We start from the raw sequence: 16,758 nt of genomic DNA, 5'->3' as shown, positions 1-16,758 counted from the left end.
GGAGAATTGAAGTTAACAATGAACAATGAAACCGGAAAAGTAAAAGCAACTGCAGTAAAAGGAAAAACACTTAGTGCTAAATCCCAAAAACTTTTAGATGCGACAACAGACAGTTCTATTCAAGTACAAATTGCAGCTACAGATGATAAACTTACTAAATCTAAATCTCCTAACATAGGAGTATTTGAAAATGCTATTGTAGGCTCAACAGAAGTAGATGGAAAGAAAGCTGTTACGACAAACCAATCGCTTAATCCAGAAGCTCTAAAGAAAATGGACGATAATTATAATAAACCAGGCGCAACAACTTTACACGAAATCTTAGAGTCTTACATAGCAGGACTGATGGTTCAAAAATCAGGTATTTCTTCAGGTAGCTCTGGTACTGCAGGTTCTATATACAATGATGCTCATAAGGAAGCTGAAACCATTGCAACTACAAAATTACCTGATCTTCCTTCAGGAAAAACAATATCTGACGTGGAAGTGACTATTCATTCTCATCTTACAGAAGCAGAAGTAGTTCAAGGAAAGATTTATTCCGGAGATGCGACAATACCAGGTCCTTTAGATCCTTCAACATTTTCACAATATAAGACTAATATAATAGTAGGTCCATTAGGCCCAGCAACTGGTGTTGAAGTCTTTGATAGTATGACAAGACAAACGAATGTTAGAATTGACAAAATGCCAAATGGAATTGTTATTTATAATGGCTCTTATCGTGAACCATTAAAACTTGAAGACAAAGCTGTTAAAAGAATTTTAGAAAAATAATATGAAAAAAATTGTTTACATATTTTGTATATGTTTAAGTTTCTATACATGTGCTCAAAATAAAAAAGCTAATATCATCATATTAGTTGATGGAGAAGTTGTGAAATATTCATATATCAAAATAAATATGGAAAATGGAAAAAATATAACCTGTAATTTCCAGCCTGGAAATCTCGAACTTAAAGAATCTGATTATGAGATATTAAAGGATAATAAAATTAAATCTTTTCAATTTACTTTCTCGAAAATTTGTAAAGAGCAATCAAAATCAAAAATGTATGAAATAGGAGATTTTAAATTGAGCTGGTTGGATCAACCGTATGTTATTCTCTATGTTTATAATACAGATGATAAAAAATATAAAAAAATCTATAATCCTTTAGCCAATAAATCATATACTTACGAATATGATACTCCCGGAGGCAGCATGAGAAGAGTTCAAAAAAAACTAACTCAAGAGCAAAAGAGATGCTCTTCAAATTAGCGCACTATGATTACAATGAAATATAAAAGGAAGGGATGAAAGGATAAGTGAGTGCTATGACGGAAATTGTATTGACTATTTTATTCCCGGAGAGATTGTTGCCAACAATACCTACTATCCTTTCGGAATGCTGTTTGATCATAATAATCAGGTATATAGCTCGAATGCTTATAAATATAAGTACAACGGCAAGAAACTAGTAATGTATCAGGGGTGTTGGTTTGCTTTATTGATGGATGTTTAAGAAAATATATTGACAAGCAAAAAAGATAATAATGAAAAAAATTATATTAATATTAGTACTTAGCTTCTTTGTGAGTAATTGTCTTGCACAAAAAAAACCTTCAGATATAATCTATTTTTTACCAGCTTCTGTAAAAGAAATTCTCTATAAAGAAGTGCAAAAAACGGAGAAAAAAGAAAAAAACATCTTTTTTGTTTTAGACAAAGAGAACGAAGATACTTTCGTAATATACTTAAAAACGGATTACAATGAATCAGAAAAATTTTGGTTGAAGCATAGCAATAGATCTGTTTTTTTAGAAAAACAATTAATAATACCTCTTTATTTATCTATTGATCATATATTTTCTTATCCAGAAAAAGGTAAAAATGTGATTAAAAAGCTTGGAACGGAAAAAGCGATTAAGACGGCAATAAGTATTCGAGATCACGGATTTCAAATAAGGTTTAAACGAAATGGTGAGATAGTTAAATAGAATCACTGAGGGATATTACGATGCTCTTCTTAATTTATATGTATACAATTATGTTGATTATTTGGGAAATGTGCGTATCAGCTATGCAGATTCAGACCATGACGGAAGCATCAAAGGCAGAGATGAGAGAATCAGGGAATGCTATGATGGAAATTGTATTGAATATTTTATTCCGGGAGAGATTGTTGCCAACAACACTTATTATCCTTTCGGAATGCTGTTTGATCATGATAATCAGGTACATAGATCGAATGCTTATAAATATAAGTACAATGGCAAAGAACTCCAAGAGACCGGAATGTATGATTATGGCGCACGTTTTTACATGCCGGATGTTGGAAGATGGGGCGTTGTTGATCCGCTCGCGGAGAAAATGACAAGACATAGCCCTTATAATTATGCGTTTAATAATCCGATAAGATTCATAGATCCGGATGGTAGAGATCCAATTGATTATGTAAATGAAAAAGGAAATAAAATTGGGACCGACGGAACTACAGATGAAGGAACTTTGATGATTACTAACAGAGATGATCAAAGAGCAATAAGAGATGCAAAAAGAAGAGGTGAAAGTATTTCTATAGACAAATTAAGTGAATTGAATTCTGATATGATTGTTCCTCCTGATTATACATTAAAAGAATCTTTAGCTGTTTTGGATAGAGGCGATGCAAATGGTGGATTTAGGGAAGAATCTTCATCAATTGAAGGAGATGGTATAATCTCTAAAGGAGAAACGGGTCCTTTACCTACAATTGATGCAAATGATGTTGGAACTGCACCGGCTTTAGTACCTACTAATGCTAAAACACATACAACAATACATCTTCACCCTGCTGGTATTTTTGTTGGAAGTAATGGGTTAGCATATCCTTTTAATGCTTTAACTCCTACTCCTGGAGTCGATGATAGAACTTTTTCTGGCAAAGGCACGAATATAATTGTAGGAAGGCTACAAATTGGTAATGATAACAATATAACACGAAATTCTGACGGTACTTTCAGTGATTCTAGACCTGTAGGTGCTGCTATTTACAGAGGGGGTAATATATCTAATTCTATGAAGTTAACTAAACAAGTAATTATAAATATTCTTAATAGAAATGCAGAATAAAATAAAACTAAGAATATTATTATTAATAATAATATTTCTACCTAATATGGTAATGTCTCAAGATAAAAGAATTAATATGATTGTTATAATTGATAACGAAATATGTATATCAGTTGAAGAATTTAAGATTAATACTTTAAAACCAATTATTGCAAAGTATAGTGTTGGTAATTTAAATTTGAGTTATTCGGAATATGATCAGATTTTGAATAATAAAGAGGAAAATGTTAATATTGATATAACTAATTCAATCTTGAGCAAAAATAAAAGTTACTTTATTAAAGCCAATTACAAATTAAACCTTCCAAAAGTATATTTAAAACAAGAGTACATTATTATTAATATATATAGTTTAAGCAAAAAAGAAAATAGAAGAAAATTTTCAAAGATTGCTAAAGATAAAGAGTATTATGTGACTATTAAATCTACTTTCTCAATGAAATTTGAATAGGCAGATAATATGCGAATGACGGAATGAAATTGAGAATTGTCCCTACATCTGAAGGATATTACGATGCCCTTCTTAATTTATATGTATATAATTATACGGATCATCTAGGAAATGTGAGAATAAGTTATGCAGATTCTAATCGCGATGGAAGCATCAAAGGCAGGGATGAAAGGATAAGGGAATGTTCGGATGGTCATTGTCTTGATTATTTTATTCCGGGAGAAGTAGTTGCCAACAACACTTATTATCCTTTCGGAATGTTGTTCGATCACAATAATCAGGTAAATAGTTCGAATGCTTATAAATATAAGTACAACGGAAAAGAACTCCAAGAGACAGGAATGTACGATTATGGATGGCGTCAATATATGCCGGATATCGGACGATGGGGTGTGGTGGATCCGCTGGCGGAGAAGTATCGAAGATGGTCAACTTATAATTATGCTGTGAACAATCCTATGAAATTTATTGACCCTGATGGACGGGGAGTTTATGATGTAATCATTAAAGGAAATAAATCACAAGAAACTTTGAAAGAACTTCGAAAATCTGTAAGTGGAGAATTGAAGTTAACAATGAACAATGAAACCGGAAAAGTAAAAGCAACTGCAGTAAAAGGAAAAACACTTAGTGCTAAATCCCAAAAACTTTTAGATGCGACAACAGACAGTTCTATTCAAGTACAAATTGCAGCTACAGATGATAAACTTACTAAATCTAAATCTCCTAACATAGGAGTATTTGAAAATGCTATTGTAGGCTCAACAGAAGTAGATGGAAAGAAAGCTGTTACAACAAACCAATCGCTTAATCCAGAAGCTCTAAAGAAAATGGATGATAATGCTGGTAAACCAGGTGCTACGACTTTACACGAAATATTAGAATCTTACATAGCAGGACTGATGGTTCAAAAATCTGGAATCTCTTCTGGAGGTTCTGCAACAGCAGGTTCTATATATGAAGCTGCTCATAATGAAACAGAAACTATTTCGCCACAGTCGGGAACTCCTTATTCTGATTTTACAGATAAGGACGGTAATGAATCTGAAAATATACCAGTGGGAGGTAAAGGAAAAATTTATATAAATGATGGCACAAAAAAGAAAGACATACTTTGGACTTATCCTTAAAAAACTATTTATGAAATATTTAATTACTATAATACTTTTATCTTTTGTAGTGAGTTGTTCTATCTTCAAGAAAAGATACACATACACAGAACCGAAAATACATACAAAAAAAGATTTTGACACAATATCACTAGCACAATATCAATTAATCAGGATTGATACCTCCACATACAAGTATAACAATATCTTTTATGTTAAGAAAAATGATTCAATTTTTAAAATTGCTACTAAAAAAGAAATATTAAAACCTTGTGAACCTCTTATAAAAAATAAATTTTATTCACTTAAGTTAAAAGGAATTCGCCCTAAAGTAAATTATTTGGATTATGGTGGTGTAATGAGATATGGAAGGGAACCTGTTCGTTTCGAAAGAGATTCTGGTATTATCTGGAATATATATATTACGCCTTATATTCGAGGTGTGTGCTATCAAAATGACTGAGCAATCCTAAATGAAGAAGCTCTTTGGAACTGTAGAAACCAATTATCTGGACGGTTTTCAGTATAAATATACCAATTGGTGGGAAGATGAGACCGGTAATACGACGACTACCGGGATGAAATTAAGAATTATTCCGACATCTGAGGGATATTACGATGCTCTTCTTAATTTATATGTATACAATTATGTTGATCATTTGGGAAATGTGCGTATCAGCTATGCAGATTCAGACCATGACGGAAGCATCAAAGACAGAGATGAGAGAATCAGGGAATGCTATGATGGAAATTGTATTGAATATTTTATTCCGGGAGAGATTGTTGCCAACAATACCTACTATCCTTTCGGGTAATGTTCCAGAGTTAGTGATGAGCATTTTCAAAAATACAACTCACTGATTTTCAATATCCATCAAAAACAAAACACTCAAAACAAGAGTAGGCATTCCCTACTCTTGTTTATTTTTGGCGATAAAAATAAATCTAAATGATTGAAGATCATTCCTCGTGTATCAGAGTTAGTGATACAGGAATTTGCAAAAACTGTTATTCAAAAAAAATTATTAAAAACGGAACTACAAAAACTAAAAAACAACAGTACATCTGTAAAAGCTGCAATAAAAGATTTATAGAGTTTTACAGTTATAAAGCCTATAAAAAGAATATTAATTCACAAATAATTCAACTGACAAATGAAGGAATGGGAATCAGAAGTACAGCCAGAGTTTTAAACATTTCTACCACAACTTTACTTAGAAGAATTATTAAGATTGCAGACGATATAAGTCAACCTAAAATTTCATTTTATCAATCTTATGAGCTCGATGAAATGAGATTTTTCATCAGAAAAAAATCAAACCTGGTTGGTTTATGCTATTGATAAAAAAAGTAAAATATTGGCTGGCTTTTACATAGGTAAAAGGACAAACAAAACCTTAAAGGCTGTAATAACCACGCTGCTTAATTCTAATCCTGAAAAAATTTATACTGATAAGCTTAGAAACTACCAATATTTAATTCCAAAAGAAATTCATCAGACCAAAAGATTTGGAACCAATTCTATTGAAAGAAAAAACCTGAGTATCAGAACTCATTTAAAAAGACTGAACAGAAAGACAATCTGCTTTAGTAAAAATGTTTTGATGCTTAATGCTATTTTGAAAATATATTTCTGGTCATAGCTTTAATTATGAAAAAAATCTCTCCAAAGACTAGAATAAGAATTTCATTTAACCCGTTGTGCATTTTGCAGATACCGTCAAGTGACTGATAATTAAAGTCTTTGTATTTCTTTACTAAGTGAAACGCCATTGTTTATCTTAAAAAATAAGATTTATTATAAAAAAATTGTCTTTCCTAGCGATAAAAAAACGCAAGGTTATACAAAGAATTGTAAAAAAAACACTGACATCAGGCTAAACAAAGCCATTTCACTTATTTTCGAAAAACAATAATCCAAAATACACAACGGGTTTTCATTTAATATAATTAAAGCTTTATTTTTGCATCTCTTTAAATAAGAATTATAACACCTAATTCTCACATCAATTTATTTTTGAAATGCGTTAAAAGTGCTCTGTCAAGGAATTATTAAATTTAATTTGGCTCAAAATAAAAATAAAAGACAAATATTTATTATAAAAGTTTTGCATAAAACTTGTCTGTCTAAAAAATTATTCGTTATTTTGCAACCTCAAATATTATACAAATAAGAACATCGAGATATGTCAAGAATTTGCCAGATAACAGGAAAGCGTGCAATGGTTGGTAACAACGTTTCCCACGCTAATAACAAAACGAAGCGTCGTTTTGAAATTAACTTATTGGAAAAGAAATTTTACCTTCCAGAGCAAGACAAGCACGTTACGCTAAAAGTTTCAGCTCATGGATTGAGAATCATTAACAAGATTGGAATCGAAGAAGCTATCGAAAGAGGCATCAGAGAAGGATTGATTAAAAAGAACTAAATCATGGCAAAAAAAGGAAATAGAGTTCAAGTAATTCTTGAATGTACAGAGCACAAAGAAAGTGGTATGCCAGGAATGTCTAGATACATTTCTACAAAAAATAAAAAGAACACTACAGAAAGATTGGAATTGAAAAAATACAATCCGGTTCTTAAGAGATCTACCCTTCACAAAGAAATCAAGTAATTTATAAATATAATTTACCATGGCAAAGAAAGTAGTAGCAACCCTACAAAGCGGACAGTCAAAAAAAATGACTAAAGTTGTGAAAATGGTGAAGTCTTCTAAATCAGAAGCTTACGTTTTCGAAGAAAAAGTAATGAATGCAGACGAAGTTGACGCTTATTTGAAAAAATAATCAGTTACTTTATTTACAATACAGAAACTACTCATATTTTGGGTAGTTTTTTTGTTATCTTTGTGTGTACAAGACAAAGTAAGCTTATAAAAATCAAAATTCTAAGATGAGTTGGTTTAAAAATATTTTTAAAAAAGAAGAAAAAGAAACTTTAGATAAAGGTTTGGAAAAATCTAATCAGGGATTCTTTGAAAAAATGACTAAAGCCGTAGTCGGCAAAAGCAAAGTAGATGACGAGGTGCTTGATGATCTTGAAGAAATACTTATCGCTTCCGATGTAGGCGCGTCTACCACCATCAAAATCATCCAGAGAATAGAAGAACGTATTGCAAGAGACAAATACGTCAATACAAGCGAATTGGATCGTATTCTCCGTGAGGAAATCTCAGGATTGCTTCTAGAAAATCCACAGGCAAATACCGGAAATATCGACACTTCAAAAAAACCTTACGTCATCATGGTTGTCGGGGTAAATGGTGTAGGAAAAACCACAACAATCGGAAAATTAGCCCATCAGTTTAAAGCTGACGGGAAAAAAGTAATTTTAGGTGCAGGAGACACCTTCCGTGCTGCGGCCGTAGATCAGCTTACGATTTGGAGCGAAAGAGCCGGAGTAACAATTGTAAAGCAGGAAATGGGTTCAGACCCGGCGTCTGTTGCTTTCGATACTGTACAAAGTGCAGTTGCTCAAGATGCAGACGTGGTAATCATTGATACCGCAGGAAGACTTCACAATAAAATCAATTTGATGAATGAGCTTTCTAAAATCAAAAGAGTAATGCAGAAAGTAATTCCTGACGCTCCACACGAGATTTTATTAGTATTAGATGGTTCTACAGGTCAGAACGCCTTTGAGCAGGCAAAACAGTTTACTGCTGCAACTGAAGTAAATGCTTTAGCTGTAACAAAATTAGACGGAACGGCAAAAGGAGGTGTAGTAATCGGAATTTCTGATCAGTTTCAGATTCCTGTGAAATACATTGGTGTTGGCGAAAAAATGCAGGACCTTCAATTATTTAATGGTACAGAGTTTGTAGATTCATTTTTCAAGAAGAGATAATTTAATATCTTTTGAATAATAAACACACTTACTAACATTAAAAAAAATTAAAACTATGGGATTCATTACATGGATTATTTTCGGTCTGATAGCAGGAGCACTTGCTAAATTGATTATGCCAGGAAAACAAGGTGGCGGATGGCTAATTACGATTATTTTAGGTATCGTAGGTGCATTCGTTGGAGGCCTTATCGGCGTTTATATTTTACATTGGGGAGACATTGGAACTTTTTGGGATTTCAGAAGCTGGGCATTAGCTATTGGTGGTGCAATCCTTGTTCTTTGGCTTTACGGAATGGCTACTAAGAAATAAAACTTTCATTAGAAAAAACAAAAACCCCGATTTGAAATTTTCAAATCGGGGTTTTTTATGAACAATATAATTTAGTCTATTTTAATCTGATAAGGCATTTCCATTTTTACCTCAGACTTCAGTTTCTTATCTGTAATCTGCTCTAAAATTTCATAGTTTGCTTTACCAATTTTATTTTTAATCACTCTTGCAGAAATGTCATCTTCATTTAAATCTGAAAATATCTGCTCAAATGCGGTCATCCTTTTAGGATAAGAAGAAACGTTGTATGATTTCAAATTTGCTTTTTGTGCTGCAAATTTTACAGCATCTTCCAGACTTCCTAATTCATCTACTAATCCTATTTGCTTTGCACGAGTACCACTCCACACTCTACCACCTCCTACTGCATCGATATCTTCAAAAGTTTTTTTTCTGTTTTGAGTTACAAAATGCACAAATCTCTTGTAAGTTCCTTCTACACTTCTGGTCATCAGGTTTACTCCGTAAGGCGTCAATCCGTTTAATGAAGAATAATATGCAGAATTGGCATTGGTCGCAACAATATCAGAACGCACACCGTTTCTGTTGGCCAAATCTTTAAAGTAAGGCATCACTCCAAACACCCCGATTGATCCTGTAAGCGTATTGGGTTCTGAATAGATTTTATCAGCTGCCATTGCAATATAATATCCGCCCGAAGCCGCATAGTCTCCGAAAGACACAATCAGTGGCTTTTTCTTTTTTAATTGTTGAAGTTCAAATAAAATTTCGTCTGAAGCATTTGCACTTCCTCCTGGAGAATTAATTCTCAAAACAACAGCTTTGATTTTGTCATCATCCTGAAGTTCTTTAATATATTTAATATATTTTTCAGAATAAATATCACTGTATTCATCACCATTATTGATAGAACCCGATGCGTATAATACTGCAATTTTTTCTCCTGATTTATCTTTATCAGAGTAAGAATCGATATATTTTGTTAAAGAGATCTTATTTAATTTATCATCTCCTTTTAAGCTTAATTTTGTTTTAATGATTTCATCATACTCAGCCTTTTGAATGAGTTTGTCTGTTAATTTATGCTGCAAGCTTAAGTCAGGAATCATTCCGTATAAACTATCGACAACAGTTTTGAATTGGCTTACATCCATTTTTCTTGAAGCTGCAATTTTGGAAGAAGTATTATCCCAAATATCATTAAGAAGTGTGCTTAGTTGTTCTTTATTTTCGGGAGAAATATCATTTCTTAAAAATGGTTCAACTGCGGATTTAAATTTTCCGTGACGGATTACTTCAATTCCGATTCCATATTTTTCAGCAAAATCTTTAAAGAATGTTACTTCAGTAGCAAGACCTTTAAGCTCAATTCCACCAGACGGATTCAAATAATATTGGTCAGCAACTGATCCTAAATAATAAGAAGACTGCGAAACTGTATTACCATAAGCATATACAAATTTTCCACTCTTTTTAAAATCCTGAATAGCAGCTCTCAAATCATCGATCTGTGTAATTCCTGCATTCAAATTATCAACCTCTATACTAATACCTTTAATATTATCATCATTTTTAGCTTTTCTTACTGCTTCCAACGCATCATATATAAGTATACTTGTATTTTTTTTGTTCATATTGAAAATACTTTGCTGCTCTTCTGTAGGACTGTCGATGATATCTGTTTTAAGATTAATTGTTAAAACAGAATTCTTTTTCACACTCACAGATTGCTCGCCACTCATCGATCCAAATGCAATCATGACGATAAAAAAGAAGAAAAACACAGCACATAGTATCATAATTGCTACTATATTTGCCAATACATTTTTAAAGAAACTCTTCATAAATAATCATTTTTCAATATGTCGCAACATAAGGTCGTTTTGTTACTAGGAAGTAACATTGGTGATAAAAAAAATAATTTAGACACTGCTTTAGAAAGACTAAAAGAGGTAGGTGATATATTACAAAATAGTGAATATTTAACATCCGAGGCTGTAGAGTTTGTTAGTTCCAATAATTTTTGTAATATTGCAACAATAATATTTACTCATTTTTCACCAATTCAGCTACTTAATTATATAAAAAAAATAGAAATTGAAATGGGGAGACTTAATGATTCGAAAATATCAGGAAGCTACACAGATAGAATTATCGATATTGACATCATTAAGTATAATGAGTTAAAATTCACTTCAGAAAGGTTAGAAATCCCTCATAAGAAACATCTTTTTGAAAGGGAATTTTCTAAAATATTATTAAAAAAATTTATTTAATAAAAACATAAAACGTATTGTATGAAATTAGGTTTACTACTATTGGCCACATTGCCCATTGCTACTTATGCTCAAGACAGTATTGCGGTTAATACCACAGACCAGTATCCCAATACTTTCTCTTCTGGTTCTGCGAATATTCAAAAATTTGACAATAAAGCAAGAAAGTTCAACGATTGGTCTGTATCGATCGGTGGAGGTCCTGCATTTATGACATTTGCAGACGTAACATCATTTTATGATGGAAAAGTAAATTGGGGATGGAATGGATATGCAAGTATCAATAAACAGATCTCGCATACTTTTGGTCTTAGTTTGTTATACTCAATGGGTAAAACAAACCAACAAGCTAAATTACCGAACAATCCTGCTGCAGGTGTAGGTACAGCTTGGACTGAATTTCATCAGGTTTCCGTTTTAGGAGATGTTAACTTATCTAATTTATTAAGAAGAGTTGACAATCATTCTCCTTACAGATGGGCTCTTCATGGATATTTGGGAGCAGGTTTCATGGGATATAAAACTGAATTGATTGACAGCGACGCTTCCAGATGGAGCACTAGCCCACCAAGAATCCCAATTGCAATTGATCAGAAATTAGGAATTGAATCATTTTTCGTACAAGCTGGTCTTGGTTTGAAATATAATGTTTCTAAACTAATTGACATCGAAGCGAGAATGATGTACATCAACAGTGGAGATGAAGAATTCGATGGCGGTGGTGAAGGTAGAGCGCTTGAAACACCAACTGGGGACAGAATCAATTATAATTTAATTAATGATTCTTATTCAGATGCTATGATGACATTTAATTTAGGTTTATCATTTAAATTAGGTAAACATCAGACTCACCTATCTTGGCATGATCCTTTACAAGAAATATATTACAGAACTCATGTGTTAGAAAACACTTCAAATGAACTTGTAGTATGTGAAAAAGGTGATAATGACAACGACGGTGTTTGTGATGACTGGGACAGAGAATTGAATACACCTGCCGGAGCGAGAGTTGACGGTTCTGGTGTAGCATTAGATTTAGATCTTGACGGTGTAATTGACTTATATGATAAGTGTGTTACAGTTGCAGGACCTGCTGATAATAATGGTTGTCCCAAATAATCATATTATCAAATAATAACAAATCATTTAATTAACTAAATAAAAAATACACTATGAAATTAAGTTTAGCAATTGTTGCATTTGCGTTTGCAGTTCCTACTGTAGCGTTTGCACAAGACTCAATAGCGGTAGTTTCAAATGAAGGATATCCAAATACATTCTCATCTGGGTCTGCTAATGTATCCCCATTTACACAAAAATCTAAAAGATTCAATGATTGGGCTATCTCATTTGGTGCAGGTGTACCATTAGTACAGTCTGCAGATTTAACCTCTATAAAAAACGGTAACGGAAAAAATCTTTTCGGTTATTCTGCTTATGTAAGTGTTGACAAAGCGATCACTCATGCTTTTGGCATTAACTTACAGTATGATAGAGGTGAAACAAGACAAGGTTGGTTTAATACTAAAGATTCTGCTCCTGCAGGTTCTACGTATCAGCAAGTAGGTGCAAGAACTCAATATGATGCAATCTCAATACTGGGAGATATTAATTTCTCAAATCTTCTAAGAAGAGTTGATAATAAATCTACTTTCAGGTGGGCATTACACGGTTATGCAGGTGTTGGTACATTAGCATACAAAGCTTATCAAAAAGATTTATCTGGCCAGAGATTAATGACAGAAGTTAAGCCTTTTAAATTTGGTTCATTCTTCGGTCAAGCCGGTGCAGGACTTAAATTTAAAGTAAACAGAAGATTAGATCTTGAAACTAGATTGATGTATGTTTACACAGGTGATGATGAATTCGACGGTGGAGGTGCACAATACAGTGATATCAACAAAAGAGAAGATCAGATTTCAGACAACTTCTTCAATGCTACTGTAGGTTTATCTTTAAAATTAGGAAAACATGAATCTCACTTAATGTGGCATGACCCATTGCAAGAGATTTATTATAAACTAGATGTATTGGCTGATAAAAACCAAGATATCGAGGTTTGTAAGAAAGGTGATGCAGATAACGACGGAGTTTGTGACGATTGGGACAGACAACTTGATACTCCTGCCGGTGCAAGAGTAGATGGTGCAGGTGTTGCTCTTGATGCAGATTTAGATGGTGTTATCGATCTTCACGATAAGTGTGTTACAGTACCTGGACCTGTTGAAAACGATGGATGTCCTCTTACTCCTACAGAAGTACCAGGAAAAGTAGTTGTAGAAGAAAGAGAAATGACTGGAATTGAGTTTGATTTAAATTCTGACAGAATTTTACCTTCAAACACACCAATCCTTAACAATGCTGTTAGTTATATCAATTCTTCTAACGGTGCTTATACTGTAATTGGAGCAACTGATACAAGAGCTTCTGATGCTTACAACCAAAAGCTATCTGAAAGAAGAGCAAACAGTGTGAAAAACTATTTGATCAAAAATGGTGTAGATTCTTCTAAGATCAACGCTGTAGGTAGAGGTGAAAAAGACCTTAAATACCCTGAGTGTGATCCTGCTACTAAATGTCCTGAATGGAAAAACAGAGCAAACAGAAGAGTTTATTTCGAAGCTAAATAATAAACTTCTTATATATTTTAAAAGTCACGCATTGCGTGACTTTTTTTGTTAAATTAGTTTCTATATTTTTACAGTATGATTTCTTCTCACGATTTCCAAGAACTGAAAAATAAAACCCTTAAACATTTTTGGGGCTATGAAACCTTTAGAGATTCTCAAGGGGACATCATCGATTCTGTGATTACGGGAAATGACACTTTGGTTCTTTTACCAACCGGTGCAGGAAAATCTCTTTGTTATCAACTTCCAGCTTTGTTAAGGGAAGGCGTTTGCTTGGTTATTTCTCCGTTGTTGGCTTTGATGAAAGATCAGGTCAATCAGTTAAAATTTAGAGGAATTGAAGCTGAATATCTTTCTTCAGAACTCGATGATTTTGATGCGGAAGTTATTTATAACCGCTGTAAAGACGGTTTAACGAAACTCCTTTACGTTTCACCAGAAAGATTGACTAACTTTAATTTTATTCAGCAAATAGAAGAGATACAGCTTTCATTTATTGCGGTAGATGAGGCACACTGTATTTCAGAATGGGGACAAGATTTCAGACCGAGTTATCAAAACATTAAAGATTTCAGAAAAAACAATCCTGAAATAGCTTGTCTTGCTTTAACGGCGACAGCAACACCAAAAGTCTTAGAGGAAATAAAAAATAAGCTTGAATTAAAAAAACCGAACGTCTTTCAGAAAAGTTTTAAAAGAGATAATATTAAAATTTTTTCGGAAGAAATCTCAGATAAATACCAAAGGATTTTTAATATTCTAAAATATGCTAAAGAATCTGGAATCATCTATGTGCGAACCAGAAAAGATGCTGAGCAGCTCACAGAATATCTTCATAGAAATAAAATAACCAACGTAGATTACTACCATGCCGGATTAACGACGAAAGAAAAAAACGAAAAACAGAATTCTTGGAATAACAGCGACCAAAATGTACTGATCTCCACCAACGCTTTCGGGATGGGAATTGATAAAGACAATGTGCGCTTCGTTATTCACTTCTCCCCTTCTCAGTCGATAGAAAATTATTATCAGGAAATCGGGCGTGCCGGAAGAGATGGCAAGAAAAGTTTTGCGTTCATGCTTTGGGATCAACAGGAAATTTTAAATTTTGATCAGATTTTAAGAAATCAAATTCCGAATAAAGCTGAGTTTTTGAAAATTATTTCCTTTCTATATTCTAAGTTTCAGGTGGCTGAATTTGAACTTCCCGAAAAAGTTTTTCAATTAAATATTTCAGGTATTCAAAATTTCACAAAACTTTCAACAGCTAAAATTAAAAACGTATTAAATTTCCTTCATACTCAGGAGATTATTTATTACAACAGCAACAAGAGTTTATCATCGTTAGAACTTTCAATAAAAGCTGACGAAATTGATCAGATACCTCAAAAAGATGCTTATTTTATTGAACTTCTCCTTCGCTCAATCTCAGGAATTACAACGCATAAAGTGATGTTCAGCGAACAAAAAGTCAGCGATAAAATCGGAGTAAGTATTCATTTGATTAAAGAAAGATTAAAAGAACTGCAACAGAAAAATTATCTTGAATATATCGACGGAGCTTTGGCAAGTATAAAATTTCTTAAGCCAAGAGATGAAAGAGTGACCAACAGTATCTATTGGAAACTTTTTGAACAAATTCAAAAAAATAAAATTCAGAAGTGGGAAGAGATGAAATTCTACATCGAAGATTCTACCTACTGTAAAATGAAACTGATTCTTGCCTATTTTGGAGAGAAAAATTCAAAAAACTGTGGACAGTGCACGGTTTGCGAAAAAAATAAACGTTCTATATTTGGGAAAAGTATATCTTCAGAAATCACAGGTTTATTGGCTAAAAAACCAGCTACAATCGAAGAACTTTCGATTCAGTTAAATTTTCATTCAAAGGAAGATATTTTAGAAAACCTCATATTTCTTCTCGATTCAGGAAAAGTAAAAATGCTGAACTTTAGAACGTACGCCCTTAAATAGGTAATAGGTAATAGGTAATAGGTAATAGGTAATAGGTAATAGGTAAAATTAAAGACTTTTCATTTTTAATCTTTAAACCTTTTAATTTTTTAAATAAATCAAAGACCTTTATCTTTGCATTATGAAATCATTGAAAGTCGTTTTTTTTGGTACACCTGAGTTTGCTAAAACTGCTTTGGCAGCCATTCATCAATCAAATCATGAAGTTGTAGGCGTAGTAACCGTTGCTGACAAAGCGAGCGGGCGTGGACAGAAAATCAATCAATCTGCAGTAAAAATTTACGCTGTCGAAAATAATCTGCATGTTTTGCAGCCCGAAAAATTAAGAAATCCTGAATTTTTAGAAGAAATTAAATGTTTAAATGCGGATGTTTTCGTTGTCGTTGCGTTCAGAATGATGCCGAAAATCTTGTTTGAAATGCCTGAACTGGGAACTTTCAATCTTCATGCTTCATTACTCCCTGATTATCGTGGTGCTGCACCCATCAATTATGCTGTAATTAACGGAGAAGAAAAAACAGGAGCAACTACATTTTTCATCAACGAAAAAATTGATGAAGGAAATATTCTTTTACAAGAGGAGATTGAAATTTTGCCAGATGAAAACGCTGGAAATCTCCACGATAGACTCATGGAAATGGGCGCAAAATTAATTGTAAAAACGCTAGACGGTTTATCTGAAAATTCAATCACAGAAAAACCTCAACCCCACGTTGAACAGCCTAAAAATGCCTTTAAAATTTTTAAAGAAGATACAAGAATTGACTTTAGTAAAAATTCAAAGGAAGTTCATCAGTTTATTTTAGGAATGTCACCTTATCCAGCAGCTTTCACTACTTTGAAAATCGGAGAAGATGAAAAAGGCCTAAAAATTTACGGTGGGAAATTTGAAATTGTTGATCATGGGAAAACTTCCGGAACTTCAGATATTTCTAAAAGTGAATTTAAAATTTACACAAAAGACGGAATTTATTATCCTTCAGAACTCCAGTTAGAAGGAAAGAAAAGAATGAACGTCAAAGATTTCCTCAACGGATTTAGGAATTTCGACGAAATAAAAATGGCTTGATGTACTCAAG

General features: G+C 32.9%; 19 protein-coding genes and 1 pseudogene. 19 read left to right on the top strand and 1 reads right to left on the bottom strand.

Annotation, left to right across the window (positions count from 1 at the left end; genetic code table 11):
* The 14 genes and pseudogenes from MQX03_RS11630 to MQX03_RS11560 form a co-directional block, all read left to right on the top strand.
* A partial coding sequence (locus MQX03_RS11630; RefSeq protein WP_394801745.1) for a hypothetical protein occupies window positions 1-777 on the top strand: 777 nt, incomplete at its 5' end.
* 1 nt (window position 778) lies between these two features.
* Window positions 779-1,261 carry a hypothetical protein gene (locus tag MQX03_RS11625; protein ID WP_242803327.1) on the top strand — a complete coding sequence of 161 codons (483 nt, stop codon included), beginning with the start codon at window positions 779-781 and terminating at the stop codon, window positions 1,259-1,261.
* A 275-nt stretch (window positions 1,262-1,536) separates the two neighbouring features.
* The gene (locus tag MQX03_RS11620; RefSeq protein ID WP_242803325.1) at window positions 1,537-1,980 is read left to right on the top strand and encodes a hypothetical protein; all 444 of its coding nucleotides are present in this window, start codon (window positions 1,537-1,539) and stop codon (window positions 1,978-1,980) included.
* Between the two features lie 70 nt (window positions 1,981-2,050).
* The gene (locus MQX03_RS20540) at window positions 2,051-3,094 is read left to right on the top strand and encodes an RHS repeat-associated core domain-containing protein (protein WP_317224571.1); all 1,044 of its coding nucleotides are present in this window, start codon (window positions 2,051-2,053) and stop codon (window positions 3,092-3,094) included.
* A complete protein-coding gene (locus MQX03_RS11610) occupies window positions 3,084-3,545 on the top strand; it encodes a hypothetical protein (RefSeq protein WP_242803324.1) in 462 nt (153 codons plus the stop codon). The genes MQX03_RS20540 and MQX03_RS11610 overlap by 11 nt, the downstream gene beginning before the upstream one ends.
* A 23-nt stretch (window positions 3,546-3,568) precedes the next feature.
* Window positions 3,569-4,675, top strand: a complete 1,107-nt coding sequence (locus MQX03_RS20535) for an RHS repeat-associated core domain-containing protein (RefSeq protein WP_317224570.1) — start codon at window positions 3,569-3,571, stop codon at window positions 4,673-4,675.
* A 10-nt stretch (window positions 4,676-4,685) separates the two neighbouring features.
* Window positions 4,686-5,117: a hypothetical protein gene (locus MQX03_RS11600; protein WP_242803322.1), complete on the top strand. Its 432-nt coding sequence runs from the start codon at window positions 4,686-4,688 to the stop codon at window positions 5,115-5,117.
* Between the two features lie 10 nt (window positions 5,118-5,127).
* Window positions 5,128-5,469, top strand: a complete 342-nt coding sequence (locus MQX03_RS20530) for a hypothetical protein (protein ID WP_317224569.1) — start codon at window positions 5,128-5,130, stop codon at window positions 5,467-5,469.
* Between the two features lie 134 nt (window positions 5,470-5,603).
* Window positions 5,604-6,297, top strand: a pseudogene (locus MQX03_RS20635) (IS1 family transposase).
* 543 nt (window positions 6,298-6,840) lie between these two features.
* Complete coding sequence (gene rpmB, locus MQX03_RS11580) at window positions 6,841-7,083, top strand: 50S ribosomal protein L28 (protein WP_034760742.1); 243 nt, start codon at window positions 6,841-6,843, stop codon at window positions 7,081-7,083.
* Between the two features lie 3 nt (window positions 7,084-7,086).
* Window positions 7,087-7,269 (top strand): 50S ribosomal protein L33, encoded by a 183-nt coding sequence (gene rpmG, locus MQX03_RS11575; protein WP_027373683.1) that lies wholly within the window; start codon window positions 7,087-7,089, stop codon window positions 7,267-7,269.
* A gap of 19 nt (window positions 7,270-7,288) precedes the next feature.
* Complete coding sequence (locus MQX03_RS11570; RefSeq protein ID WP_082002123.1) at window positions 7,289-7,441, top strand: DUF4295 family protein; 153 nt, start codon at window positions 7,289-7,291, stop codon at window positions 7,439-7,441.
* Window positions 7,442-7,547: 106 nt separating this feature from the next.
* Entirely contained in the window at window positions 7,548-8,501 is a 954-nt protein-coding gene (gene ftsY, locus MQX03_RS11565) for a signal recognition particle-docking protein FtsY (protein WP_229985877.1), read from the top strand.
* 55 nt (window positions 8,502-8,556) lie between these two features.
* Window positions 8,557-8,814, top strand: a complete 258-nt coding sequence (locus MQX03_RS11560) for a GlsB/YeaQ/YmgE family stress response membrane protein (RefSeq protein ID WP_129534848.1) — start codon at window positions 8,557-8,559, stop codon at window positions 8,812-8,814.
* A 71-nt stretch (window positions 8,815-8,885) separates the two neighbouring features.
* Here the strand turns inward: MQX03_RS11560 and sppA are convergent, their stop codons facing one another.
* A complete protein-coding gene (sppA, locus tag MQX03_RS11555; RefSeq protein ID WP_242803318.1) occupies window positions 8,886-10,640 on the bottom strand; it encodes a signal peptide peptidase SppA in 1,755 nt (584 codons plus the stop codon).
* Window positions 10,641-10,658: 18 nt separating this feature from the next.
* Between sppA and folK the strand changes: the two genes are divergently transcribed.
* The 5 genes from folK (at window position 10,659) to fmt (ending at window position 16,748) form a co-directional block, all read left to right on the top strand.
* Window positions 10,659-11,072, top strand: coding sequence for a 2-amino-4-hydroxy-6-hydroxymethyldihydropteridine diphosphokinase (folK, locus tag MQX03_RS11550; protein WP_242803317.1), 414 nt, complete (start codon window positions 10,659-10,661; stop codon window positions 11,070-11,072).
* Between the two features lie 21 nt (window positions 11,073-11,093).
* Window positions 11,094-12,191: an OmpA family protein gene (locus tag MQX03_RS11545; RefSeq protein ID WP_242803316.1), complete on the top strand. Its 1,098-nt coding sequence runs from the start codon at window positions 11,094-11,096 to the stop codon at window positions 12,189-12,191.
* A 53-nt stretch (window positions 12,192-12,244) separates the two neighbouring features.
* Window positions 12,245-13,702, top strand: a complete 1,458-nt coding sequence (locus MQX03_RS11540) for an OmpA family protein (RefSeq protein WP_242803315.1) — start codon at window positions 12,245-12,247, stop codon at window positions 13,700-13,702.
* Window positions 13,703-13,777: 75 nt separating this feature from the next.
* Window positions 13,778-15,679 carry a RecQ family ATP-dependent DNA helicase gene (locus MQX03_RS11535; protein WP_242803314.1) on the top strand — a complete coding sequence of 634 codons (1,902 nt, stop codon included), beginning with the start codon at window positions 13,778-13,780 and terminating at the stop codon, window positions 15,677-15,679.
* Window positions 15,680-15,800: 121 nt separating this feature from the next.
* Complete coding sequence (fmt, locus tag MQX03_RS11530) at window positions 15,801-16,748, top strand: methionyl-tRNA formyltransferase (protein ID WP_242803312.1); 948 nt, start codon at window positions 15,801-15,803, stop codon at window positions 16,746-16,748.
* The last annotated feature ends 10 nt before the right edge of the window (window positions 16,749-16,758 follow it).

The organism is Chryseobacterium aahli (assembly GCF_022699665.1).
Taxonomy (GTDB): domain Bacteria; phylum Bacteroidota; class Bacteroidia; order Flavobacteriales; family Weeksellaceae; genus Chryseobacterium; species Chryseobacterium aahli.
This window is presented reverse-complemented; position numbering and strand designations above follow the sequence as displayed.